Here is a 24,513-nt window from a genome sequence, read left to right on the forward strand (position 1 = left end):
GGAAACTTTTTGAACACTCACTTCTTATGTTCTCCACGGGTAATCCTCCGCTTCACTGAACAGAAACTGCCGTTGTTTGCGATCGCTCACTCTCTTGCTGCGGGCGGGAAGGATACTCCCCTGGATCGCTCGATCGAACAGTGTGAACTTCCATTTTCCGAGACCTGATATATTTAACATTTGCTTGACATGGAGCTGGTCGTCGTCATACATCCGCTGAACGGCGCGCATGCGGATATTGCGCCACCATTGGTATGGAACCGAGTAGACCAATGCTGACAAATGGCTCAGGTTTAGCAAAAATTCAACCCGAGGTTTGCGCACGTCCTCGTAGTAGTGCAAGTGATCATGGTAGGGAACATCGTTTTCCTTACACCAGGCCAGCAGTTCACCGAGCACGTCCGCATCTTGAATAGCGAGGTTCATTCCCTCCCCGGCCATCGGATGGACGGTATGGGCGGCATCGCCAATCAACGCAAGATTCCCTTTATAATAGCGATCGATATGATACGTAAACGGGATCATCAGCTGCACGGCTTTCCAGTTTTGTATGGCCCGCACGCCTTGTGCGAGTTCTGGTTCTAATTCACTATATGCCTGATAAAGTTGCTCAAGACCATGCTCTTTCACTTGTTTAAACGTTCCCGCTTTGATCAGAAACACCGTGCGTACTTCGTCGTCCGGCAGTGGGAACAATCCGAGAAAATCACTCGCTGTCGTAATGATTTTTCCTTTCGTGAAGTCGCTCGGCCTTGGGATCGTCACCGTGAGAAAATGATGATTGTAATCCTTCCGCTTGACCCAAACATCCATGGCATCACGTGTCGGCGAACTGCGCCCTTCTGCCCCACGTAAACATGTGCCTCCACATACTTGATGGACTTCTGCTGCCTTACTTTTGCCCGACCATTTTCAAATCCGAGAAACCGAGCACCTGATAAGTAATGGAAATATTTCTGATAAGCGGTGCCTTTTTCTTGCAAAATTTCCTTCGTTGTTTCATGTGGAACCATTAGGGCGTGATCATAGCTGCTCGCCACCCGACTATAATTGAGCTCCGTTAATTTGAGCTCCTCTGGCCGGGCATCCGTCTGGCGGTTGATCTCCAGAAAACGAAGCTGATCAATCACATGCCCGCTCGCTTCCGTTTCCGGGAGCACCCCGAGCCGATCCAAAATCGCCAGCGTCTTCGGCTGTAGCAGCTCTCCTTTATAGGCAGACGACTTTTTCGCCAGCTGCTCCGCCACCGTCACATGCACACCGCGGCTCGCCAGCTTAACAGCCAGGGCTAAGCCACCCACTCCGCCGCCGGCAATGAATACATCTGTCTTCAAAAGTCGCACCCTCCCTTGTTGCTTCTATAACTGAGTAGTTCCACAAATCACGAATCAGAAAACCTTCTTGACCAACCAGGCGGCTTTTTCCTTATTGAAGCTTTATTTTGGTTAAGGAACAATCCTTTGGAGTTAGAGAACAATCATGCGAGGATCGGGAACAATCACCACCCGGACATTAGCAAATTTTGAGGATAACTATCCTACCTTGACTAATAATAATCAAGAAGCAAGTTACACATACAGGAGGCCATACAAGTGAAGTTTTTTGGTAAAATCATTCTTACCTTGCTAGTGGTGATTACAAGCCTTGGCATGAATTCAAACGTTCAGGCTGCGGCAAAAGAGGACGCATTAAATGCTGTTGTTCAATTCCTAACTGCTCAGAAAAACTGTGACGCCGATGAAATGATGAAAACATCCGAACATTCACAGAAGATTCGTAACGTCAAAGAGTTTTATACTGGATTTTGTAAATCACACCCTCTGCAAGAAGCGAAAATTACAGATCTCAGTATGGTGAATGACACGACAGCCATCGTCTCGACGCATTCCACCTACAAAGATTTTATCGCGATCGGCACAATGCCTGTCGTCAACAAAGACGGAAAATGGAAAATCATTAGAGGTGTTGCCGACCCTGGGTATGTTGAGTTCTCGGACAAGACGAACACAAATTCAACAGAAAAGCAAGTCCAACAAGCCATCCAGGAGTACACGGAAGCGATAAATTCAGACAATGTAAAGAAAATGAAAAAGTATATCAAAACATTATCTAAAACCAACACGAAACAACTTGACAACCACCTCAAGGCATCGGCTAAAGGCCCAGCCCCGGAAGTGAAAGCCCTTGGCGTCAGAATGATTTCAGATTCCGTAGCCATGGCTCACATAGAAAAGAAATACGATCATTTTCGTTCCACAAGCAACGTGATTCTTTGCAAGGAAGACGATCAATGGAAGATTGTCTTTGGCAGTCACCTGGAGAATGCCATGATTCCTACAAGCGAGAAAATAGTAGAAGTTAAATAATCGTTAGAGAACAATCTTTCGGAGTTAGGGACCAATCATCGATCGTTAATAAGGAACAACTTTGCGGAGTTCGGAAACAATCACCGACCGTTAGAGGACAACCCGATCAAGATAGGGAATAATCCTTCCTTATAAAAAGTCAAAAAAAGACGCACGAGCCTGGGGGCTTGTGCGTTCTTAACGTGGCTGTCCGCTCATAGAATAATGAGCACCAGTAATTATTGAGTTTTGGTGATCAGGTTCCAGATGCGCTCCCATGTTGACCAATCGAGGGCATCAAGAGGGTTTCCGTCACCGATGACACCATAGCCGACAATGAGTCCGACGAGTAGGGCTAGAGCACTTAGGAAGAGGACGATGATGATTCGCAGCCAAATGGGCAGGATGCGGCGGCGTTGTTTTCTTCTTCCTTTTTCTTTGGTTCCATGTTTGTGCTGTTTGCGCAACTGTTTTTTCTCTTGTTTGTTTGCATCTGTCGGCATATTTGTCTTACCCCTTACATTTATGATCTAAGCTGGCTGATGAGTCCCATCATTTGATCGCTTGTTGAGATCGAGCGTGCGTTAAATTGATAGGCGCGCTGGGCCATCAGCATGTCTGTCATTTGTTTTGATGTATCAACGTTAGATACTTCGATCGTTCCGCTTTGAACTTGTCCGTCCGCGTTTGCGATGATTCCGTCTCCTACTATATCAGCATTGTCCGGAAGACGAAAGCGATTGTTTCCGGCCGCTTCAAGCATGCGTGGACGGATGGCTTCAACAATTCCAAGTTGGGCTTCGACGGCCTCAATCCCGTTTCTGTTAATGAGGATCGCGCCGTCTTTGCGAATGTGCATGCCGTCTATGTTGTCAGCGAACTGAATGGGTTCACCATCTTCCCCTAAAACAGGCAGGCCATCAGCATTTGTCAGCAGCATTTGGCCGTTGTTCAACGGGTTAAGGTAAAAGTTACCTGAACGGGTATAATTTGTTTCGAGTCCGTTTTCTGTCGTTACTTGTAATTGAAACAGATGATGGTCTTCAAGTAAAGCAACGTCTAAGGACCGGTCTGTCTTCTGCAGATTGCCCTGGCTCAGGTCAATGTTCGTGTGGGCCAGTCTGGCTCCTGCTCCGCTGCGTATGCCGTCTGGTGTCAGCCTGTATGGGCCAGCGTTCTGATTGGCTGCTTCTTGATTAGCAGCCCCCTGATTGGCAGTGTCCAGGTTAGCGGCTTCGTTTATCCCCTCATCAGATAGGTTGTCGATTTGCTGTAAAAGCAAGGAGGAAAAATCGGCCTGCCTGCTCTTGTAACCGGGGGTATTTGTGTTGGCCAGGTTGTGGCCGATGATGTCGAGTTTATGCTGAATCTGCCCCATCGTTACAGAGGCTTGTATCATCGATCGATTCATGGAGAATCCCCTCTCCTTTATCCTATAACCTGATCTATGTCCTCATCTAACTAGTACCTTATCCTAATTTAGCTGCTATCTCGGCCTATCACGTCATCCTGAACTAGCTGTTTATTTCACGGAGTTCTTATTCCAGCCTGGTTTATTTTCTAGCCCAGTTTATTTTTGCTAAACTAGCTTATTTCCTATCCTAACCTGGCTATCTCTGTAACGGCTTTTTGCATACTTTGATCGTATGCTTTCAATACGCGTTGGTTCATTTCAAATGAACGATATGTATTCATCATCTCTGTCATGGCTTGGGCCGAGTCGACATTGGAACGTTCAACAAACCCTTGCCGGATATTAAAATTGATTCCCTGACCTTGGCGGGCATCAACTAATGGGACGGCGTTTTCACCTGGTGCGTACAGCCCATTTCCTCCTTTTTCTAAATCAAAAGAATTGGGACTGTACGAGAGGCCGAGCGGGATGTTTGCGCCGTTTACGTTGATAGTGCCGTTGTCACTGACGTCGAATTCCATGCCGCCGGTTTGAATTGGGTTTCCTGCGTCGTCAAGGACGTAGTGGCCTTGATTGGTAGTGAGGAAGCCTTGGCCGTCGACGGTGAAGTTGCCGTTTCTTGTATATTGAAGTTCACCTGCTTCGTTTTGAACGTTAAAAAATAGAAAGCCATTTTCGTCTGGAAGGTTGCCATTTAAGAGAGCCAGGTCTGTCTCGATCCCTGTCTCCCTTAAATCGCCCTGAGAGAATTTCGGTACGGTTTCCTGCATGTACACACCTGTATGGAGGGAACCGATTTGTTGCTGTGTCGGGAGGTTGAGGCCTCCATTACGGGTTGGGACAGAAGTTTGGTTCATTTGCTGAATCAGTAATTCAGGAAAGGCGCGCATTGTCCCCTGATCCGATTTAAACCCTGGTGTATAGGCGTTCGACAAGTTGTTCGATAGTGTTTCCTGCATGCGTTGGTTGGCCATCATTCCTGAGGCCGCCGTATAAAATCCTCTCAGCAAGACGATCGCTCCTTTTTGGATGTTGTTAGCTAATTTTATTGCGGGTGATCTTATCAATATTTTCAAGCATCATGCCTGTACCTTTGGCCACACAATCCATTGGATCTTCCGCCACTAATACAGGGACTTTCAGTTCTTCTGCAAGCAGCTGATCAATGCCGTGCAGAAGGGCACCGCCGCCTGTCATGATCACACCGCGATCGATGATGTCAGCTGACAGCTCCGGTGGTGTACGTTCAAGGACTTGCTTCGCTGCCTGTACGATGGTTTGCACAGCTTCACGGAGTGAGGCTTCAATTTCTTCTGAATTAACCGTGATCGTGCGTGGCAATCCCGTCATCATATCACGGCCGCGAATATCGATTTCTTCATTGCGTGCTCCTTTGAAAACAGTCGCTACGCTCAATTTAATGCTCTCGGCTGTCCGTTCACCGATCAGGAGCTTATAATGTTTCTTAATGTACTGAAGAATTTCGTTGTCGAATTTGTCACCCGCCATTTTGATAGAGGAAGCGGTAACGATATCGCCCATGGAAATGACGGCGACATCGGTCGTACCGCCGCCGATGTCAACAACCATATTCCCGCTCGGCTGGAAGATTTCCATTCCTGCTCCAATCGCTGCAACTTTCGGCTCTTCTTCGAGGTAAATCTTTTTACCACCGGATTTCTCAGCCGCTTCTTTAATTGCCTTTTGTTCCACCTTGGTAATGTTCGTCGGGCAGCAAATCAGCATACGAGGCTTAGACAAAAAGCCGCGCACGTTTATTTTTTGAATAAAATGCTTCAGCATCGCTTCCGTTACATCGAAGTCTGCAATTACTCCGTCTTTTAGCGGACGGGTAGCCTCGATATTACCTGGTGTACGTCCCACCATACGACGAGCTTCTTCACCCACTTCTAAGACTTTACTTGTATTTTTGTCCATCGCTACCACAGACGGTTCGTTTAAAACAATTCCTTTTCCTCTTACATGAATAAGTACGTTCGCTGTTCCTAAGTCTATTCCGATATCTCTTGCAAACATCTTTGGTAGGTCCTCCCTAATCATAAAAAACTACTCGGTCATTTTTTCATAACAACATAGTACATCTAATACTATATTCTATCACAAAGTTACATCATTCGTCGCATTTCTCAAGAAAAAAGTTCCAATCCTAAGAGGTATATGGTAGGTAGGAGGATGAGTACGTGATTAGTGGGTAGGCTCTGCAGGCGCTTCTTCAATAACAGTTCGATACTTCATACGCGTGGCTTCTCCACCTCTTAGGTGTCGAATTTCCTTGTGATGATCAAGAATCGTTTTTACTTGCTTGGCTAAATCAGCATTAATTTCTGGCAGACGTTCTGTTAAATCTTTGTGTACGGTACTTTTCGATACACCGAATTCTTTGGCAATAACTCTTACCGTTTTCTTCGTTTCGACAATGTACTCCCCGGTCCTGATTGTCCGTTCTTTGATGTAGTCATGCACATCACTCGCCTCCTGTGATTGACTATCCAAGGGGTCGCTTCTCGAGACAAGTTTAGAGTTGTTGGGCGTTCAGAGGTGTTTGGTACTTTCTCTAGTTGTGTCACCCTGGATGCTACCGACTGCTCGGTTATCCTCATTGTATTACTCGAGCTTCTCAGATATGTCAAAAGGCGGGGGAAGGAAGCAAAAGCATCGGACTGTTCCAGGAAGGTTGGGCTCAGCGCGAATCTTCCTCGAACTGCCTTGCATTCCTTGTTCGTGCATTTGCCAAACGTCGCGCGAAACTATGATCCTCGGCGTGGGACACAGGCGAATCGCATGATCTTAAAGGGCTTAAATTAAGGTGCCCCACAATTAACGTCTTTTTCAGTGCTAAACAGAAAAAAATGGAGGTTCGAAAACCCCCATTTTCTCTTTATGCCTGTGTGGATGAAATGGATGAAGAGCTTTCCTCATCTGGTGTCGGTTCTTCCGTGTCATCAGATGGAGCTTCTTCGGATGGAGTACCTTCTCCTTCAGTCGGAGCGTCTCCTTCGGTTGGAGCATCCCCTTCAGTTGGAGCGTCTCCTTCAGTTGGAGCGTCTCCTTCAGTTGGGTCCGCCCCTTGTTCAGGAGCCTGTCCTTGTTCAGGAGCCGGCTGCATTTCACCTTCATCACCAGTAGATCCATCTGGTTCGATCTCAGTAGATGGGTCCTCTACTTGATTATTTGTCGGCTGGTCCTCTTCACTAGAAGCGTCAGTTCCTTCTTCAGCATTTGCTTTCTCTTCTTTTGCTTCAATACTACTAACTGCTTTTCCAAAGAAGTTTTCCGGATTCAGTGGCTCATCGTCTTTTCTAACCTCGAAATGAACGTGAACACCGCTTGCCTGGCCAAAAGAATTCTGGCCCGCTTGACCGATAGCGTCCCCTTGTGACACTTCAGATCCAGCTTCTACTTGAACATCAGATAGACTAGCATAGACAGTTGAAACCTCATTGTCATGGCTGATTTGAACGACGTTACCGTAAAGAGGATCCTCCTTCACTTCAGTAACGGTTCCTGATAGAGAAGCTGTTACTTCAAAATTAGCTCCGTCACCTTTTGCTATATCGATCCCTTCACTCTGATAGTACTTATTGTTGTAAAGAACCAGTGCACTTTCTTGCGCTTCGTCTGTTGCGTCATAATCAAAGAACTTTGTTACGATGGATGCTGACTGCTCATCAGCAACTGGCATTTGTAAATTCTCATCCTGACCAGTTACGGGAACGGATTCTTGATCTTGTGCGTTTGAACCGTCTTGTACGTTGGTTTGATTTTGATCCTTCACCTGTTCCGCTACATCATTTGAACTTTGCTGGAACCAAAACACTCCTACTAACACCAAAGCTGCTACGGACAGATACAAAGCTGGATAGATCCACTTCTTGCGCATTAAGCGTTTAAACTTTAATTTAGTCACGCTTTTCTTTCCTTCCTCTCTCATGTTCATCACCTCAAAAATCATTCTGATCACTTTTGAGGGAATCTATACATAGAGAGGAAAATTTTTGTGAGAAAAGCGGAAAGGGGCGATTAGACCTGACACGCATAAGCGGAGCGTCGCAGTGGGGCGGTCCTTCCCCACGGAGATGAACCGCTTAAGTCGCGAAGGTCTGCCCCTTGCAGCTAGACAATAGAAAAGCGGAGGCGTCTTGGTCAGACTCGAAAAGCATAAGCAAGGCGCCGTAGTGAAAAAGGGATTCAAAGAGTTTCGGTCAACTTCGATACGTCCTCCTGTTTCAACGCCGAACTACGCCACGTCATGTGGGGCATGTGCCAACGTCGGCTGATCCACGTCCTGTGGGTCCAAGCATAGCGACAAATATGCAATTAATGAGATTTACGTGCAATTATTCCGGATTATATGCAATTATCACGAATTTCGTGCAATTATTGAATATTTCGTGCAATTATCACGTATTTCATGCAATTAGTGATGGCGGTCGATCGATTCGGGCACTCTATCCTCTAGCTAAAAAAAGTGAAAAGAAGCTAGTCCACTAAAAGAGAAGAGTACTTGCAGAAACCGCAAGCACTCCTTATTACCAATCTTATCTCTCTTCACCGCTCACTTTTTCTAACAAAACGCTCCTAATTATAATCGGCGCGCTCCCTTTTTACCTCTAAGCGCTCCGATTCGCAAACGTAGCGCTCCATTCTCGTTCCTGAACGCTCACCCTTAATTCACTGTCTGCTTAGCGGTTGTAAGGGCGGCGGTTTGTTTGCTCATTGGCGAGATTTCAGTATTTTGATAGTAGTGCTGAATAATCTCTTTGTAAGATTTGCCCGCTTTAGCCATACCGTTGGCTCCATATTGGCTCATGCCCACACCGTGGCCAAACCCTTGTGTTGTAAAGATGATGTGGTCATTTTTTTGTTCCATTGTAAAATCACTAGATTGCAAGTTGAAAGCTTCTCGTATTTTTCTGCCGGAGAACGTTTCGCTTCCAATAGTTATTTGATCTACGCGTCCGCCTGCTGTCTTAGTCAGCTTTAAATTGGAAAGGGATGGTGTCACGTCGACCCCAAGGGCAGATTCCAGTCCGCTTAGGGCGATGATTTTCTGATCATTGAACTTCGGTGATGCTTTATCCCATGGGCTTTCGACACTTTTCAAATAAGGGATCTCATGCTTCCAATAGTCCTCGGAATTTTCTGTGTACCCATTGCTAGTTGAGAAAAAGGCGGCTTCAATCGGCTGTTGTTTATAGGTGATAATTTCACCTGCTGTTTCTTCAACAGCTTTATTAATTTTACTTATGTTTTCCACATACTTATCTCCCCATAAATCACGAAGCTCCTTGTCATTTTTGTACACTTGGTGCTGCGTAGTATCCGTAACATCCGCTTTTTTTGAGGCAGGACCTCCTTGGCTTAGGTGTCGCGTGATATACGTTCGAGCCGCGAGAGCTTGAGCTTTCAAGGCTTCGAGTTCGAAGCTGACAGGCATTTCTGACGCCACTACTCTTGAAACGTATGTCTCTAGAGGAACCTCTTCGACTTTATCCGTCTCACTCCTTAATACATGAATAGAAAAGGGAGATAGACTAGCTGCAAGCTCCGTCGTGACTTCTTCCTCTCCTGCTGCTTGGGCTTGCGTTTCTTGGACTTGTGCTGTGTCATTTGACCCCATAAATGGTACAACGATTACTGTCGGGATCAAAATAATTCCTGCAAAAATACTGCTCATTACCGCGATTCCGATTCGATGCCTTTTTTTCATATATCGTCCTCCTGAACCAGTAGTAGATCCCTCTACTAAAATGTATCCATTTAAGACAGATGATAGAACTAAAAAAAGCAATCCCCGCATCAAAAAATTGACCGGGAATTGCTTATAAATAGGCATATATTATAATGTCGATACTGATTCGCTTGGCTCGGATTCTTCCACGTAAGATTCCTCTTCGTTTACACGTTCAATGTCAGCACCGAGTTGGGCAAGTTTTTCAGTAAAATCAACATACCCTCGATCCAGATGCTTCAATTCTGTTACACGTGTATAGCCCTCAGCTACAAGACCAGCTAAGATAAGGGCAGCACCTGCTCTTAAATCGGTGGCTTGCACTTCAGCACCTTGAAGGGCTGAAGGTCCTTCAACAATAACGCTGCGGCCTTCTATCTTCATCTTCGCATTCATGCGCCTGAATTCTTCCACATGCATGAAGCGATTTTCAAAAACAGTTTCTGTGATGACACTTGTGCCCGTTGCGCTTAACATGAGTGCCATCATTTGCGATTGCATATCTGTCGGGAAACCAGGGTGTGGCATCGTTTTAATGTCCGTTGCTTTCAGCTGTTTCGGACCAATAACACGAAGCCCATCCTCCTCTTCCTCGATCGTTACACCCATTTCTTCCATTTTGGAAATTACTGAGCGTAAATGCTCATGCATGGCTCCTTGTACGAGCACATTACCACCCGATATCGCTGCAGCTACCATAAAGGTTCCTGCTTCTACTCGGTCTGGGATGATGGTGTGGGTCGCACCATAAAGTTTATCGACTCCATCAATACGGATTGTTTCAGTACCTGCACCAACAATACGTGCCCCCATTTTGTTCAAGAAGTTAGCAAGATCAACAATCTCAGGCTCTTTAGCACAATTCTCAAGGACTGTTCTTCCTTCTGCCAGTGCAGCAGCCATAATGATGTTCTCTGTAGCTCCTACACTAGGTACGTCCAAGTAAATCTTGGCTCCCTGCAAACGACCGTTTACGTGAGCTTCAATTGATCCGTTACCAACAGTTACTTCGGCGCCCATTGCTTCAAAACCCTTTAGGTGTTGATCAAGCGGACGTGAGCCGATTGCACACCCTCCTGGTAAAGCGACCTTTGCGTGACCATAGCGGGCCAATAGCGGTCCCAACACGAGTACAGACGCTCTCATTTTACGAACATATTCTATAGGAGCTTCTGTTGTTAATTGATTAGAAGCGTCAATGGTTACTGATCGGTTTTTCATATTTACATCTGCATTCATATGTCTAATGACTTCATTAATCGTGTAAACATCCGCTAATGGCGGGACGTCGTGTAAAACACTTTTCCCTTCACTTGCAATTATACTTGCTGCGATGACAGGCAGTACGGCATTCTTTGCACCTTCAGCTCTTACAGTGCCATTAAGCTGCCTTCCACCACGGACGATGATTTTATCCAAGGTTCATTCTCCTCCGCGTCCATATTCATTATTATTAATATTCAGCAGTTATGATAGGTGTGCCAATTGTAATGGTTGTTCGACCGCCCAATGTACGGGTAGCGAATTGGACATTCATTGCTCCATTGGGTAATGGAATGGCTTGGCTCCACCTTGGTGTGTAGCCGGATCTGCTAGTCCAGCTTTCTTCGGTGGCTGCTTCGATCGTTGTTATATTGAGTGCTTTTTTGAATTTTTGATAGATTAAAACATCATCAATAATACCACCAGCCTCTGCTTTGAGACAAGTGTATAAAGTGACATCTTTTGAAAAAATCCGTGACTTTAACTCATTAATTTGCTGTTTGATTTGCTGTTGCGCTAATCCTTGTGTACCCCCAGCAGTAAGCGAGTAAACTACATCAGATGAAACAGTCTTGTCTTTGGGCACGATCACTGTAAATGTTTCGGTAAAATTAGAGTTTTTTTGACCGTTTGTAAAGATAAATTTACGAGCGAGATTAGAATCCTCTTCTATCACATTCGCATGCGGAAGATATTCATTGATTTGCTGCTTCATTTCTTCTACGTTAGCTGTTTTAATAGATTCTTTCAATACAATCTTGTATTCTCTAATGTCTAGCTGCTCATCTTCAGCAAAAGCTTCCAACTCTAGTAACGGCGAAAGATCAATATGTCCCTTAGCTGTTTCTTGCGGATGAACACCTGCCAATATTGTTAGTGATAGTAAACATGTCATTAGTATCTTCATATGTAATTCCTCCCCCGTGTCATACTCTAAGTGTGAACAGGGAGAGTTCCTTTCATACGATACATTTACCGACAAAACACGACACTAAAACAAGTAAACTAGACTATTTGACCAGCTAATGAGGTCAAGAAAGAAGTTACTGACAGATGTAGCGATGGCGATAGTAATAAGTATCATTAACACTCTGATCTCAAAGATACGCCCTTTTCGGAAAAACGCATCCAAGTTTACTGCCTGCAGAACCTTCCATGTGATGATAATAAAGATAATATGAGAGGTCATGCTGAGGAGTGCGTCTTGCAGTAGAAACTGATCCATTCGTCAAACACCTCACTGACGGATCTACCGTTTTTGCACACATAAATAACAATTACATGATAACGTTCTTTTGTCAATATAATCGCGGGGATTCCTCATCTATCTTGTGAACATTGTGTGAACGAACATAATACGTCAATATCATAATTTCCCCAGACAGAAGATAATATTTCCCGGGGAATAATGACAAAAAGCACGAAATAATTTCCGCCTTCTAAATGGATGATTGGACTCGTGAACCATAGCTTGGTATGAAGTAATATTACTGATTGTGCGTGGACGGTTAATAGAGTGGTAAAATACTGATTTGTAATAAAAAAGCTGCTCTCATAATGAAAGCAGCTTTTAGAAGTTATTGTCGTGAACGTCTAAACGGTTAATGGCTCTTTTGAGTGACAGTTCAGCCCTTCTCATGTCGATATCGGATTGTTTATTGGCCATGCGCTGCTCGGCACGTTCTTTGGCTTTGCGGGCACGGTCGATATCAATGTCGGAAGGTCTCTCAGCGGATTGTGCCAGGATAGTTACTTTGTCTGGGCGGACTTCAAGGAACCCGCCACTTACGGCAATTCGATCTGATTGTCCTTTCCCTTTGAGACGAACGGCGCTGATGGATAAGGGGGCGACCATTGGGATGTGTCCGGGCATAATGCCTAGCTCCCCGCTTTCCGCTTTACAGCTAACCATGTCGTATGCGTCTTCTAGTATCGGGCCATCAGGAGTGACAACACTCACCGTTAGTGTCTTCATAGCTATTCCTCCTTAGGCAGATCATACATGTCAGTTCACCAGGCGCTGCATTCGACGTGCGCCTGGGTGACACGTTAAAATGATATGCTTATTGCATTTGTTTAGCTTTTTCGACAACGTCTTCGATGCGGCCGACAAGGCGGAAGGCATCTTCAGGAATGTCGTCGTGCTTACCATCAAGAATCTCTTTGAATCCTTTTACTGTTTCAGCGACAGGCACGTAGGAACCTTTTTGTCCTGTGAACTGTTCAGCAACGTGGAAGTTCTGAGATAGGAAGAATTGGATGCGGCGTGCACGAGCAACTGTCAACTTGTCATCGTCTCCTAGTTCATCCATACCAAGGATGGCGATGATATCTTGCAATTCTTTGTAACGCTGCAAGGTTTGTTGAACTTCACGAGCAACCTCGTAATGTTCGCTTCCAACAACTTCTGGGTCAAGAGCGCGAGATGTAGAAGCAAGTGGATCCACAGCTGGGTAAATTCCTTGCTCTGATAGTTTACGCTCAAGGTTCGTTGTTGCATCTAAGTGGGCGAATGTTGTCGCAGGCGCCGGATCTGTATAGTCATCGGCTGGTACGTAAATCGCCTGGATGGATGTAACTGATCCTTTATCTGTTGAAGTGATACGTTCTTGCAGCTGACCCATCTCTGTTGCTAGTGTCGGCTGGTAACCAACGGCAGATGGCATACGGCCAAGCAAGGCTGATACTTCTAGTCCGCCTTGGGTAAAGCGGAAAATGTTATCAATAAAGAACAGAACGTCCTGTCCTTGTTCATCACGGAAGTATTCGGCCATTGTCAGACCTGTCAGGGCTACACGCATACGAGCTCCAGGTGGTTCGTTCATCTGACCGAATACCATGGCTGTTTTCGCGATTACGCCTGAATCTTTCATTTCATAATACAAGTCGTTTCCTTCACGAGTACGCTCACCAACACCCGCGAATACGGAAATACCGCCGTGTTCTTGGGCGATGTTGTTAATAAGCTCCTGGATTAAAACGGTTTTCCCTACTCCGGCACCACCGAACAAACCGATTTTACCACCTTTTACATAAGGGGCTAGCAAGTCTACTACTTTAATTCCTGTTTCAAGAATTTCCGTTTCTGTTGCAAGGTTTTCAAATGTTGGTGCCTGACGGTGAATCGGGTCGCGGCGAACGTCGCTTGGAAGCGGCTCGTCGAGGTCGATTTTTTCACCAAGTACGCTGAATACGCGTCCAAGTGTTACATCGCCTACAGGTACAGAAATCGGTCCGCCTGTATCGATAACACTCGTTCCACGCTGCACGCCTTCTGTGGAAGACATCGCAACGGTACGTACGGAGTTGTCCCCAAGGTGAAGGGCAACTTCTAGTGTCAGCTCGCCGTTTTCAGATTGTACAACCACGGCGTTATTAATCTCAGGGAGTTGACCTTCGTCGAAAGTTACGTCAACTACGGGTCCCATAATTTGGGTTACGCGTCCTTTACTCATCGATTTTCCCTCCTCTTACTGTTCAAAAAATCCATCGATACCTATTCGAGGGCAGCTGCACCGCCGACGATTTCGGTAATCTCCTGGGTAATGGCTGCTTGACGGGCACGGTTGTAGGAAAGTGAAAGGTCGCCAATAAGATCATCGGCATTATCCGTTGCACTCTTCATCGCCGTCATGCGAGCGGCATGCTCACTTGCTTTACCATCGAGCAATGCACCGTAGATCAAGCTTTCTGCATATTGCGGCAGCAGAACTTCCAAGATTTCTTCCTGGCTTGGTTCGTACTCATATGAGCTTGAGGCTCCTTTGGTTTGACTGCCTAAATCAGTCAATGGCAGCGCTTTTTTCTCGGTTACTTCTTGAGTAATCGCACTGACATAGTGATTGTAATAAAGGTATAGCTGATCAACTTCGCCGTCTGTATAAAGTTGAACCGTTTCCGATGCAATATCGCTTATATCGGCAAAATCAGGCTGGTCAGAGATCCCAGTAATTTCTTTATCCACTGGCATATTACGTTTTTTGAAAAAGTCACGCCCGACGCGTCCAAGTGTGATCAAAGTGTATTCGTCAGTAGAACTGTGACGCTGCTTAATTTCCTGGTACACTTTTCGCAAAACACTACTGTTGTAGGCTCCTGCCAGTCCTCGATCTGATGTGATGACCACGTATCCTGTACGCTTCACTTCCCGTGATTCAAGCATAGGATGTGAAGTTACACCACCGCCTGCAGCGATACCCGCTACGACTTCTTGAATCTTTTCACTATAAGGAACAAATTGTTTCGCATTCTGCTCGGCACGGTTCAGCTTGGAGGCAGAAACCATTTCCATCGCTTTCGTAATCTGCTTTGTTTTTTTCGTTGAAGTAATCCGACCTTTAATATCTCTAAGGGATGCCACGTTGTTTCACCACCCTTTCTAGTGTCTTGGCGAAAAAGCGCCTCCTCCCTCAAGTATCTTAAGTAATCAGCTATGTTCATTGATCAATTAACTTAAGATTACTAAGTGAGCAGGTGCTTGACGCTTTTCTAGTTATGATTGATTAATTAGAAACGACAAAGGTCTTCTTGAACTCTTTAACAGCCCCGTGCATTTCATCTTCATCTGCCAATTTACCTGTCTGGCGGATTTGCTGAAGAAGTTCTTTACGGTTGTTATCTAACCAAATGTGGAATTCAGACTCAAAACGAGTGATATCCTCGACTGGAATTTCATCTAAATGTCCTTTAGTTAGGGCAAAAATGATCATAACTTGTTTTTCAACAGCTAGCGGCTCGTGAAGTCCTTGCTTCAGTACTTCTACTGTACGGGCACCACGGTTAAGCTTAGCTTGTGTTGATTTATCAAGGTCAGAACCGAATTGGGCAAACGCCTCTAGTTCACGGAAAGATGCTAAGTCAAGACGAAGCGTACCGGCTACCTTCTTCATAGCTTTGATCTGTGCAGAACCACCTACACGAGATACGGATAGTCCGGCGTTGATCGCTGGACGCACACCTGAGAAGAATAGATCTGACTGTAAGAAAATTTGTCCATCTGTAATGGAAATAACGTTTGTTGGAATATAGGCTGAGATGTCGCCGGCTTGTGTTTCTACGAATGGGAGTGCAGTTAAAGAACCGCCGCCTTTCGCATCACTAAGTTTAGCTGCACGCTCAAGTAAACGGGAGTGCAAGTAGAATACATCCCCTGGGAATGCTTCACGGCCTGGCGGGCGACGAAGCAGCAAGGAAAGCTCACGATAAGCGGCTGCTTGCTTAGAAAGGTCATCGTATACGACGAGCACGTTTTTGCCGTTGTACATAAATTCTTCACCAAGCGTTACCCCAGCGTATGGTGCAAGGTAAAGAAGCGGTGCAGGTTGGGATGCACTTGCTGTCACAACGATCGTATAATCAAGCGCTCCATGACGGCGCAGTGTTTCCACTGTGCCTCGAACAGTTGATTCTTTTTGACCGATAGCCACATAAATACAGACCATATCCTGATCGTGCTGGTTCAAGATTGTATCGACTGCAACAGATGTTTTACCTGTTTGACGGTCCCCGATAATTAACTCACGCTGTCCACGGCCAATTGGTACAAGTGCGTCAATCGCCTTAATACCTGTTTGAAGCGGCTCATCAACGGATTTACGATCCATAACTCCTGGAGCTGGTGCTTCGATTGGACGAGTGTTGCTCGTTTCAATCGGACCATGACCGTCAACTGGCTGCCCTAGAGGGTTAACGACACGCCCAAGCATATTCTCACCTGTAGGAATCTGCATGATGCGTCCCGTACGGCGAACTTCATCGCCTTCTTTAATATCTGTGAATGGTCCAAGGATAACAAGACCAACATTACTTTCTTCTAAGTTTTGTGCCAATCCCATGACACCGTTAGAAAATTCAACAAGCTCTCCGGCCATACAGTTGTCAAGACCATGAGCACGAGCGATACCGTCACCAACCTCGATAACTGTACCTACATCGTTGACTTCAATATCTGATTCGTAGTTTGCAATTTGCTGCTTAATCAGAGCACTGATTTCTTCAGCTTTGATGCTCATGCCATTTCACCCCTATCGTCTTTTATTTCTGAGAAACTAGCTGACGTTCGATTCGGCTAAGTTTCCCGCTGACAGAACCATCAAAAATGCGATTGCCTACACGAAGACGGATGCCTCCGATAATGGATGTATCGATCACATTTGTAAGGTTTAATGAACGTTTGCCGACTTTTGGTGCAAACGTTGCTGAAATACGTTGTTTTTCAACGTCTGAAAGTTCACTCACAGAATAAACGGTTGCGTCTGCAATTCCTTTTAGATCATTCATTTTCAAGATGAAATGATCAATCATATCAATCATGATTTCTTCACGATGACGATCAATTAACAGCATAAGGGTGTGAACCGTTTCCTTTGAAAAATCTTTCAAAGAATCGCTCAGCAGCTGCTTTTTTTCATCCACTGTCAAACGAGGATGCTTAAGGAATTGGACGAGCCCTTTATTACCTTTGAAAATGACATGCAGTGCACGTAATTCAGTTTCTATTACGTCCAGTTTGGATTGTTCTTGTCCGAGTTGAAAAAGAGCGGTAGCGTAACGTTTCGCAATGATCGTATTATCACTCATCGCTCTTCTCCTGACTCATTGATATATTTATCAATTAATGCTTGCTGATCTTGCTCAGACAATTCTTTTTCGATCACTTTCGAGGCGATCATAACGGACATAGATGCCACCTGATCTTTTAGTGTTTGAACGGCTTTATCACGCTCTTGCTCAATCTCCTGACGAGCAGAAATTTTGATACGCTCTGCTTCTTTACGAGCGGATTCAACGATATCTCGTTCCTGCTGCCCTGCTGTTTTACGCGCATCCTCAATAATACTCTGTGCGTCTTGACGCGTCTTCTTCAACTCTTCAGAAGCTTCACGTTGTTGACGTGCTGCTTCCTCACGACTTTTTTCAGCTGTATCTATTTCATTCGCAATATAATCTTCACGTTCTTTCATCATGTTCAACAATGGTCCCCACGCAAACTTCTTTAGAAGTGCGAGCAGAATGAGGAAGAAGATCAGTTGAATAATCATATCGCCAATGGCAAATCCTGTTGCACCCAGGACTAAGTTCGCAGTAAATCCTTGCACAGTTGTCACTCCTTTCCACACCACATCTAACATAAGAAAAGCACAAGCACTTGATCAGCTCTGAGATAAGATCTCTAGAGGTTTCGAGCGCTGGAGCTGGATAATCAAGAAAAGCCCGGCTTTTAAGCAGCAAGCTTTCAAGCGAAGTTTCCTTTTACATAAACTCGGGTATGAAGTTCTTATAAGATATAAAGCAATGGCGAAGATTCACGAATATGAACTTCGCCACCCACGCTTGTCTAAAGCTTACTGACCCATTACGATAAATGCGATAACAACGCCGATGATTGGAACTGCCTCAACTAGTGCCACACCAATGAACATTGTTGTTTGAAGTGCACTGCGCAATTCTGGTTGACGCGCAATCCCTTCAACCGTACGACTAACAATCAAACCGTTACCAATACCAGCACCTAGTGCCGCTAAACCTACTGCAATTGCAGCTGCTAATAGACCCATAATGAAAATCCTCCTCATATTTTTAAAAAAGTTTTTTTATGCTTTTATTTTAATGGTCATCGCTCACCTTGTGAGACATATAAACCATCGTTAACATAACGAAAATAAATGCCTGAATGAAACCGATAAATGTACTAAATCCCATCCATGCTATCATCGGAATTGATGCTCCAATAAAGCCGCCAATACCACTTGCTGCAAGTCCTACTAATAAGGAAAGTAAAATTTCACCTGCATAGATGTTCCCGTATAGACGCAAACCAAGCGTTAACGTATTTGAGAACTCCTCGATAATTTTAAAAGGTAACAAAAATGGCACCGGGCGTACAAACCCTTTTCCATACTCTTTACCACCTTTTAATTTAACTCCGTAATAATGGGATAACACTACGACCATAATCGCAAGCGTCATCGTAATTCCCGGATCGGCTGTTGGTGATTTCCACCATAGATTATGTCCGACAACCCCGTTGGTAACGACCCCCAGCATATTCGAAACAAATATGTAGGCAAATAATGTTAGACCCAGAGGTAAGAAAAGCCGACCTGTACGCCAGTCCATATTTGAACCGATGATTCCTTTAATGAAATCAATCAACCATTCCATGAAGTTCTGGAAACCTTTAGGGTAGCGTTTCATATTCCTTGTTGCCGCAACTCCGAGGATAAATACAATTAATGAAGCAATAAACATCATTAACACGTTAGATAAGTTGAAATCAAGCCAGGTGATTCCAAACGCATCCTCCCACATCGGTGCTTCGTGATTCAATCTGTTCACCTCTCTTCCGTCATGCTAATCTGTTGATTTGTTGAACAGGTAATCTATTAAAATGACAATGTAGGCTGCCATTAAGCCCAATACTACTGCTAACAATTGGAAATGTTCTTCAAACTGAAGGGCGATGACTACGGCTAAAGCACCTGAAGCCAATCGTGTGAAAGTACCTATTCCTCTGATAGACTGGTTGTCTGCTGATGCCTCACCAAGTTTTTTGATTTTTCGTTGCATGAGCCAGAGGTTGTAGAAACTAAGGGAACTTCCTAGTAGAAGTCCGAGGAAAACCGGTTGCCACGGTGTGACTCCCCACCCTAAAACGAGTAAGGCTAGTAGGTAGAACATCCACTTTCGTTGACGGACTATCATGTGTTGATAATCTTTCATGTGCATCGTCTCCTGTGTACGCTCGTACCAAATGAATCGTTCCGCATATACTTGCTTTCTAAGCATAAGAAGATCTTATGTTAGAAAAAAGGGGTGTACTTGGAAAAAAGATTTGATCTATTTCCCATAAAAACACCAGCAAGTGGTCATCCCGCTAGCTGGGGTTCAAAAAGACAAATTCCACGTGTATTTGCTTATGTGAAAGGCATCACTTAGCCCCTGTATCCATGAGCTATAAAGAATAAATATCCTGTGATCCCAAGGGATGAAAACCTTATCATTCCACACTATGTAAGAATACAATAGGGGTCATATGATGTCAATGAGTTTGCGAGCAAAAGTCCAATTACACGACACCAGTCGATCACATTTTTGTCACAATTCACATAATCTACACAATTATAAAAAACCACCCTGGCCTTTGAGCGGTTTTTCCATATACCCCTAATACTTCCACCTCAGGTCATCCAGAATCTGGATGACCTGAGGTGGAAGTTATTGTTAGTTATTCTTGGTTTTTAAATTGGACTGGGAAGGTGTTTGTGCTTGTTTGTTTGTCTTTTGTGACGGTGACGACGGCAATGTAGGTTCCTCCTAGTTCTTCTTTGAAACCACGGTCAACCTCACCTTCGATCATGCCTTCCTTAGGATCTTCTAATTCGAACAATGTACCTTGGTGCAGCATCGTTCCTGCACGGTACAAGTCAACTGTAACTTGATCAGCGGCTTCTGTTAAGTGGAAGCGATAAGACAGATCTTCTGATGTTTGCCAATCTTGATAGAGTTCAAAGCCTGACACTTTCTCGTAATCGGCACTTTCCATCATAAATAGATAGGGGATTTCATAAACCTGGTCATCGCTCTTCAAGGTGACGTATCCTTGATGGACACCCGCTTCAACGAAAGCCTTTGACACACTGAGTTCGATTGGCACCTCCACCTTCTCATTCGGCGCAAGCTTCACCGTTTGCGGCATTGTCCACGTTACCCCATTAGGACTTTCGGGCTTAGGCACACTTATCGTCTGGCTGCGATCCCCTTTGTTGTGCAATGTCACCATAACTTTTTCCCGAAAGAAGTTATCTGTAATACGGCCAAAGTTGAGCGCACCCGGTTCAATCCAGAGCTCCGGCTGAATAGCAGCCTCGGTATCGATGTATCCGGCGCCTTGTGCAGTTGGTGGGTATGGCTGTCCTTCTTGCCGTGTTAACAGATCAGCCGTCGTCATGAGCGAATGCTTGATTTCGGCCGGCGTCCAGTCGGGATGGGCTTCTTTGATGAGTGCAGCAACACCAGCGACATGCGGGGCAGCCATGCTCGTCCCCTGGAGAGGTTGATATCCACCCGGCACCGTACTGATAATATGGACACCGGGCGCGAGAATGTCTGGCTTGACCGTCCAATTCGTCGTCACCGGTCCTCTTGAACTGAACGGAGCGATGCCATGGTCCATTTGCTGCGTGATCGTTTCGAGCCACTGATTTTCCTCTACCCCATGCTCAAGCAGCCACTCCCCCTCCTCCTTAGTGACAGCTGCCACTGGAATTGGAATTTGCTTGCCATCTATCATTCCCTGAAACTGTCCTTCTTCATTGTTGTAAATGATCACCCCTACAGCACCCTGCTCATACGCGAGCCGCGCCTTGACACCGAAGGGCACAACACCCCGCTCCATCATAACAATTTTCCCTGACGCTGGAGGAACACCATTCTCCCCTGTCCCCCCATCGATCAAGGGATATTTTTTTGAAAAATCCCAGGGTACGGATCCCTGCAATAGCTGTACGCCGACCTTTCGATCCAGCCCCGGCAATGTAAGGACAGGCAGCGCGTCCGGAAGAGAAGCAGCCCCGACCGTAATCGCCTTCTTTGATGTGCCTGGCGAACCGACTGTCCACGAATTCGGACCCGAGTTTCCTGCTGCAACAACAACGGTCGTGCCAAGTTCAACTGCCTTGTTGACCGCTTTCGTCGTTGGCCAGTCCGGACCATTGACCGTGTTTCCGAGCGATAAGTTGATCACATCCATCCCCTCTTCAACGGCTTGTTCAATTGCGGCAATCACCTGGACCGATGAACCTGAACCGCCTGGGCCAAGGGCACGATAGACATAAAGCTCAGCATCAGGCGCAACACCTTTCAGTTCACCATCAGCCGCGATGATCCCAGAAACGTGTGTTCCATGCATCGTCGCTCCTTGCTGCCCCATCGTTTCCATCGGGTCCTGATCAAAATCAACGACATCGAAGCCGCCACGAAAGTTGGCTGTTAAATCCGGGTGTGTGTAATCCACCCCTGTATCAATCACCCCAACCTTGACACCTTCCCCTGTAAAAGAAGTTTGGCTTCGGACCACATCTGTCGTAAGCGATTGCTCCTTTTCAACTGATGATGTAAGGTTGGTGGTGTATGTTCGAACAGGATATTGATTGACGACCGTATCTAAACGGGCAAGCTTCTCAAGCTCCTCCGCCTCTCCCTTGATCGCTACCCCTTGAAAAATGGTCGTGTATGTTGCGACTACCTCGAGCCGCGGGAGCCTCGTTTCAATCTGACTCGCAAATGCTTTTGGTGATTCGTCTAGTTCGACAATGATTGTGACTTCCTCTGACGGCTCCGACTGCTCTTTCAGCAGTTCAGGGCGGGTAGGCTGAACAGGATCAGCCGGATTGCTAAACCCTGTTGTCCCCAATGCCAGGAGGAGTACGAGTGCAGAAATTTTGCGCATGCAAGAAGCTCCTTTTTTCCATAGTTTGTGATGAATAGGAGTTGCTATGCATGGCGAAAATGGCCAATCCGCACGAATAAGAGTTTTTACCAAGCTTTTAAGATTTGCTGTTCGAGGATTCTGACCAAAATCCAAGTGATTCTATCCGTACTGTAAAGGATTCTATCTGAAATTGGAGTTATTCTGACGAAAAACTCAGGCATTCTTCCCCAAACCGCGAGGATTCTGACTAAACAAGGAAAGATTCTGACCAAACGACTTATTTCATAAAAAAAGGATCAAACCCGGCGAGTGGATTTGATCCTTTTTGATTATTTCGTTTCAAAAGTACCCGGTTTATCGTCGCGATGCTTGAAAAAATAGCGAATCGCTTCGGCAATACGAGCAGATGCTTGTCCATCGCCGTAAGGGTTGGAAGCTTGCGACATCGCTTCGTGTTTGCTGTCATCGGACAGGAGCTCGTTGGCCAGGTTGAAAATATGATCTTCTTCTGTGCCGGCAAGCTTCAATGTGCCCGCTTCGATGCCTTCCGGACGTTCGGTTGTATCACGCAAGACGAGCACTGGGACACCAAGGGATGGCGCTTCTTCCTGGACTCCGCCTGAATCGGTTAAAATCAAGTGGGCGCGTGACGCGAAATTATGGAAGTCTATGACATCAAGTGGTTTAATCAGCTTGATGCGATCATCGTTTCCTAAGATTTCGTCGGCGGTTTCTTGCACGACAGGGTTTAAGTGAACGGGGTAGACCACTTGAACATCGTCATGCGTCTCCACTAAACGCTTTATCGCGCGGAACATTTGCTTCATGTTGTTGCCGAGATTTTCACGGCGATGGGCGGTCATCAACACGAGGCGCTTGTCACCTAATTGATTAAGGACTTCGTGAGTGTACTCGCTGTCGACCGTTGTCTTCAAGGCATCAATTGCGGTATTCCCTGTGACAAAAATGTTGTCTTCCCGTTTATTTTCGGCTAACAGATTGTCCCTTGATTTATTCGTCGGTGCAAAATGAAGATCGGCCATGACACCTGTTAGCTGGCGGTTCATCTCTTCCGGGAATGGTGAATATTTGTTCCACGTTCTTAATCCCGCTTCGACGTGGCCGACGGGAATTTGGTTGTAATAGGCTGCGAGTGAAGCCGAGAATGTTGTTGTTGTATCACCATGAACAAGTACAACATCCGGCTTTGTTTTCTTCATGACGTCGTCAAGCCCTTCAAGCGCTCGTGCTGTGACAGCCGTCAGCGTTTGACGATCCTTCATTATGTTTAAATCGTAATCGGGTTCTATACTGAAAATGTTTAAAACTTGGTCAAGCATCTGTCTGTGCTGAGCTGTAACTGTGACGATGGGCTCAAATTGCTCTGACCTTTTTTTTAATTCTAAAACGAGCGGCGCCATTTTAATTGCTTCGGGGCGCGTTCCAAAGATGGTCATGACTTTCAAGCGGTTGGACATGGATGAGCCTCCTTACTTCGTGCCAAACAGGCGGTCACCGGCGTCACCTAAACCTGGTTCGATGTAGCCTTTTTCGTTCAAACGCTCGTCCATTGAGGCTAAATAAATGTCGACGTCCGGGTGGGCCTCTTGAACAGACTCAACGCCTTCAGGTGCAGCCACGAGGCACATCAATCGGATTTGGCGAGCGCCGCGTTTTTTCAATGATTCGATCGCTTCGTTAGCGGAACCGCCTGTTGCGAGCATCGGGTCAATAACGATCAGTTCACGTTCTTCGATATCACTTGGAAGTTTGACATAGTATTCTACCGGCTGCAGTGTTTCAGGGTCGCGGTAAAGCCCGACATGTCCTACTTTCGCTGCAGGAATCAGTTTAATAATTCCGTCTACCATGCCTAGACCAGCACGAAGGATTGGCACTAGACCAATTTTCTTCCCTGTCAGCACCTGGGCTTTCGCACTTGATACGACCGGTGTGTCGATTTCCACTTCTTCAAGCGGCAGGTCACGAGTGATTTCAAACGCCATAAGGGCAGCGACTTCATCGACTAATTGGCGAAAGTCCTTTGTCCCTGTTTCGTTTTTGCGTATGTACGTCAATTTATGTTGAATTAATGGATGGTCTAACACATAAACTTTTCCCATTGCCAGTCAACTCCTTCTCAATAATATGTATCCTATAAATTGTACTGAAAAAAAAACGAACAAGCAAGTCAAGAAAAGCGAGGAGAGCGTTTAGGACCGTACGCATAAGCCAAGACGCGTCGTGACATGGGTTTCCGTTACAAACTAGATTGACTATGTCGATAGGTCCTGCATGCCGAAGTTAG

Annotated in this window: 25 protein-coding genes; 1 reads left to right on the forward strand and 24 read right to left on the reverse strand. The window is 45.6% G+C overall.

The window, feature by feature from the left end; translation table 11 throughout:
- Positions 1-24: 24 nt before the first annotated feature.
- Together MUO14_RS24275 and MUO14_RS24280 are read right to left on the reverse strand one after the other, a co-directional pair.
- A complete protein-coding gene (locus MUO14_RS24275) occupies positions 25-813 on the reverse strand; it encodes an FAD-dependent oxidoreductase (protein WP_255822176.1) in 789 nt (262 codons plus the stop codon).
- Entirely contained in the window at positions 762-1,334 is a 573-nt protein-coding gene (locus MUO14_RS24280; RefSeq protein WP_255822177.1) for an FAD-dependent monooxygenase, read from the reverse strand. Before MUO14_RS24280 ends, MUO14_RS24275 begins: the two co-directional genes overlap by 52 nt.
- A 258-nt stretch (positions 1,335-1,592) precedes the next feature.
- Here MUO14_RS24280 and MUO14_RS08440 point away from each other — a divergent pair, with 258 nt between their 5' ends.
- Entirely contained in the window at positions 1,593-2,366 is a 774-nt protein-coding gene (locus MUO14_RS08440) for a hypothetical protein (RefSeq protein WP_244754795.1), read from the forward strand.
- A gap of 218 nt (positions 2,367-2,584) precedes the next feature.
- Here the strand turns inward: MUO14_RS08440 and MUO14_RS08445 are convergent, their stop codons facing one another.
- The 22 genes from MUO14_RS08445 to upp all read right to left on the reverse strand — a co-directional run bounded on the left by MUO14_RS08445 (position 2,585) and on the right by upp (position 24,328).
- On the reverse strand, positions 2,585-2,848 hold the full coding sequence (locus MUO14_RS08445; protein WP_244754796.1) for a DNA-directed RNA polymerase subunit beta: 264 nt from the start codon (positions 2,846-2,848) through the stop codon (positions 2,585-2,587).
- Positions 2,849-2,868: 20 nt separating this feature from the next.
- Positions 2,869-3,756, reverse strand: coding sequence for a flagellar hook-basal body protein (locus tag MUO14_RS08450; protein WP_244754797.1), 888 nt, complete (start codon positions 3,754-3,756; stop codon positions 2,869-2,871).
- Between the two features lie 185 nt (positions 3,757-3,941).
- Entirely contained in the window at positions 3,942-4,769 is an 828-nt protein-coding gene (locus MUO14_RS08455; protein WP_244754798.1) for a flagellar hook-basal body protein, read from the reverse strand.
- 25 nt (positions 4,770-4,794) lie between these two features.
- Positions 4,795-5,796 carry a rod shape-determining protein gene (gene mreB, locus MUO14_RS08460; protein WP_244754799.1) on the reverse strand — a complete coding sequence of 334 codons (1,002 nt, stop codon included), beginning with the start codon at positions 5,794-5,796 and terminating at the stop codon, positions 4,795-4,797.
- Positions 5,797-5,964: 168 nt separating this feature from the next.
- Positions 5,965-6,243, reverse strand: a complete 279-nt coding sequence (spoIIID, locus tag MUO14_RS08465; protein ID WP_244754800.1) for a sporulation transcriptional regulator SpoIIID — start codon at positions 6,241-6,243, stop codon at positions 5,965-5,967.
- 415 nt (positions 6,244-6,658) lie between these two features.
- A complete protein-coding gene (locus tag MUO14_RS08470; protein ID WP_244754801.1) occupies positions 6,659-7,687 on the reverse strand; it encodes a stage II sporulation protein SpoIIQ in 1,029 nt (342 codons plus the stop codon).
- A 759-nt stretch (positions 7,688-8,446) separates the two neighbouring features.
- A complete protein-coding gene (gene spoIID / locus MUO14_RS08475) occupies positions 8,447-9,490 on the reverse strand; it encodes a stage II sporulation protein D (RefSeq protein ID WP_244754802.1) in 1,044 nt (347 codons plus the stop codon).
- A gap of 129 nt (positions 9,491-9,619) precedes the next feature.
- Positions 9,620-10,930, reverse strand: coding sequence for a UDP-N-acetylglucosamine 1-carboxyvinyltransferase (gene murA, locus MUO14_RS08480; RefSeq protein WP_244754803.1), 1,311 nt, complete (start codon positions 10,928-10,930; stop codon positions 9,620-9,622).
- 34 nt (positions 10,931-10,964) lie between these two features.
- Positions 10,965-11,681 carry a YwmB family TATA-box binding protein gene (locus MUO14_RS08485; RefSeq protein ID WP_244754804.1) on the reverse strand — a complete coding sequence of 239 codons (717 nt, stop codon included), beginning with the start codon at positions 11,679-11,681 and terminating at the stop codon, positions 10,965-10,967.
- 84 nt (positions 11,682-11,765) lie between these two features.
- Complete coding sequence (locus tag MUO14_RS08490) at positions 11,766-11,999, reverse strand: DUF1146 family protein (RefSeq protein WP_244754805.1); 234 nt, start codon at positions 11,997-11,999, stop codon at positions 11,766-11,768.
- Between the two features lie 345 nt (positions 12,000-12,344).
- Positions 12,345-12,749, reverse strand: coding sequence for a F0F1 ATP synthase subunit epsilon (locus MUO14_RS08495; protein WP_244754806.1), 405 nt, complete (start codon positions 12,747-12,749; stop codon positions 12,345-12,347).
- Positions 12,750-12,837: 88 nt separating this feature from the next.
- Positions 12,838-14,229, reverse strand: a complete 1,392-nt coding sequence (gene atpD, locus MUO14_RS08500) for a F0F1 ATP synthase subunit beta (protein ID WP_244754807.1) — start codon at positions 14,227-14,229, stop codon at positions 12,838-12,840.
- Positions 14,230-14,270: 41 nt separating this feature from the next.
- Entirely contained in the window at positions 14,271-15,134 is an 864-nt protein-coding gene (locus tag MUO14_RS08505; RefSeq protein ID WP_244754808.1) for a F0F1 ATP synthase subunit gamma, read from the reverse strand.
- Positions 15,135-15,276: 142 nt separating this feature from the next.
- Positions 15,277-16,785, reverse strand: coding sequence for a F0F1 ATP synthase subunit alpha (gene atpA / locus MUO14_RS08510; protein ID WP_244754809.1), 1,509 nt, complete (start codon positions 16,783-16,785; stop codon positions 15,277-15,279).
- Between the two features lie 22 nt (positions 16,786-16,807).
- Positions 16,808-17,353 (reverse strand): F0F1 ATP synthase subunit delta, encoded by a 546-nt coding sequence (locus MUO14_RS08515; RefSeq protein ID WP_244754810.1) that lies wholly within the window; start codon positions 17,351-17,353, stop codon positions 16,808-16,810.
- Positions 17,350-17,871: a F0F1 ATP synthase subunit B gene (atpF, locus tag MUO14_RS08520; RefSeq protein WP_244754811.1), complete on the reverse strand. Its 522-nt coding sequence runs from the start codon at positions 17,869-17,871 to the stop codon at positions 17,350-17,352. The genes MUO14_RS08515 and atpF overlap by 4 nt, the downstream gene beginning before the upstream one ends.
- Before the next feature lie 246 nt (positions 17,872-18,117).
- Positions 18,118-18,330 carry a F0F1 ATP synthase subunit C gene (gene atpE / locus MUO14_RS08525; RefSeq protein WP_026799008.1) on the reverse strand — a complete coding sequence of 71 codons (213 nt, stop codon included), beginning with the start codon at positions 18,328-18,330 and terminating at the stop codon, positions 18,118-18,120.
- 49 nt (positions 18,331-18,379) lie between these two features.
- Positions 18,380-19,102 carry a F0F1 ATP synthase subunit A gene (atpB, locus tag MUO14_RS08530; RefSeq protein ID WP_244754812.1) on the reverse strand — a complete coding sequence of 241 codons (723 nt, stop codon included), beginning with the start codon at positions 19,100-19,102 and terminating at the stop codon, positions 18,380-18,382.
- Between the two features lie 24 nt (positions 19,103-19,126).
- The gene (locus MUO14_RS08535) at positions 19,127-19,495 is read right to left on the reverse strand and encodes an ATP synthase subunit I (RefSeq protein WP_244754813.1); all 369 of its coding nucleotides are present in this window, start codon (positions 19,493-19,495) and stop codon (positions 19,127-19,129) included.
- 505 nt (positions 19,496-20,000) lie between these two features.
- Complete coding sequence (locus MUO14_RS08540) at positions 20,001-22,223, reverse strand: S8 family serine peptidase (RefSeq protein ID WP_244754814.1); 2,223 nt, start codon at positions 22,221-22,223, stop codon at positions 20,001-20,003.
- A 311-nt stretch (positions 22,224-22,534) separates the two neighbouring features.
- Positions 22,535-23,683, reverse strand: coding sequence for a non-hydrolyzing UDP-N-acetylglucosamine 2-epimerase (gene wecB / locus MUO14_RS08545; protein ID WP_244754815.1), 1,149 nt, complete (start codon positions 23,681-23,683; stop codon positions 22,535-22,537).
- Positions 23,684-23,695: 12 nt separating this feature from the next.
- Complete coding sequence (gene upp, locus MUO14_RS08550) at positions 23,696-24,328, reverse strand: uracil phosphoribosyltransferase (protein WP_244754816.1); 633 nt, start codon at positions 24,326-24,328, stop codon at positions 23,696-23,698.
- Positions 24,329-24,513: the final 185 nt, after the last annotated feature.

Source organism: Halobacillus shinanisalinarum, assembly GCF_022919835.1.
Lineage (GTDB): Bacteria > Bacillota > Bacilli > Bacillales > Halobacillaceae > Halobacillus_A > Halobacillus_A shinanisalinarum.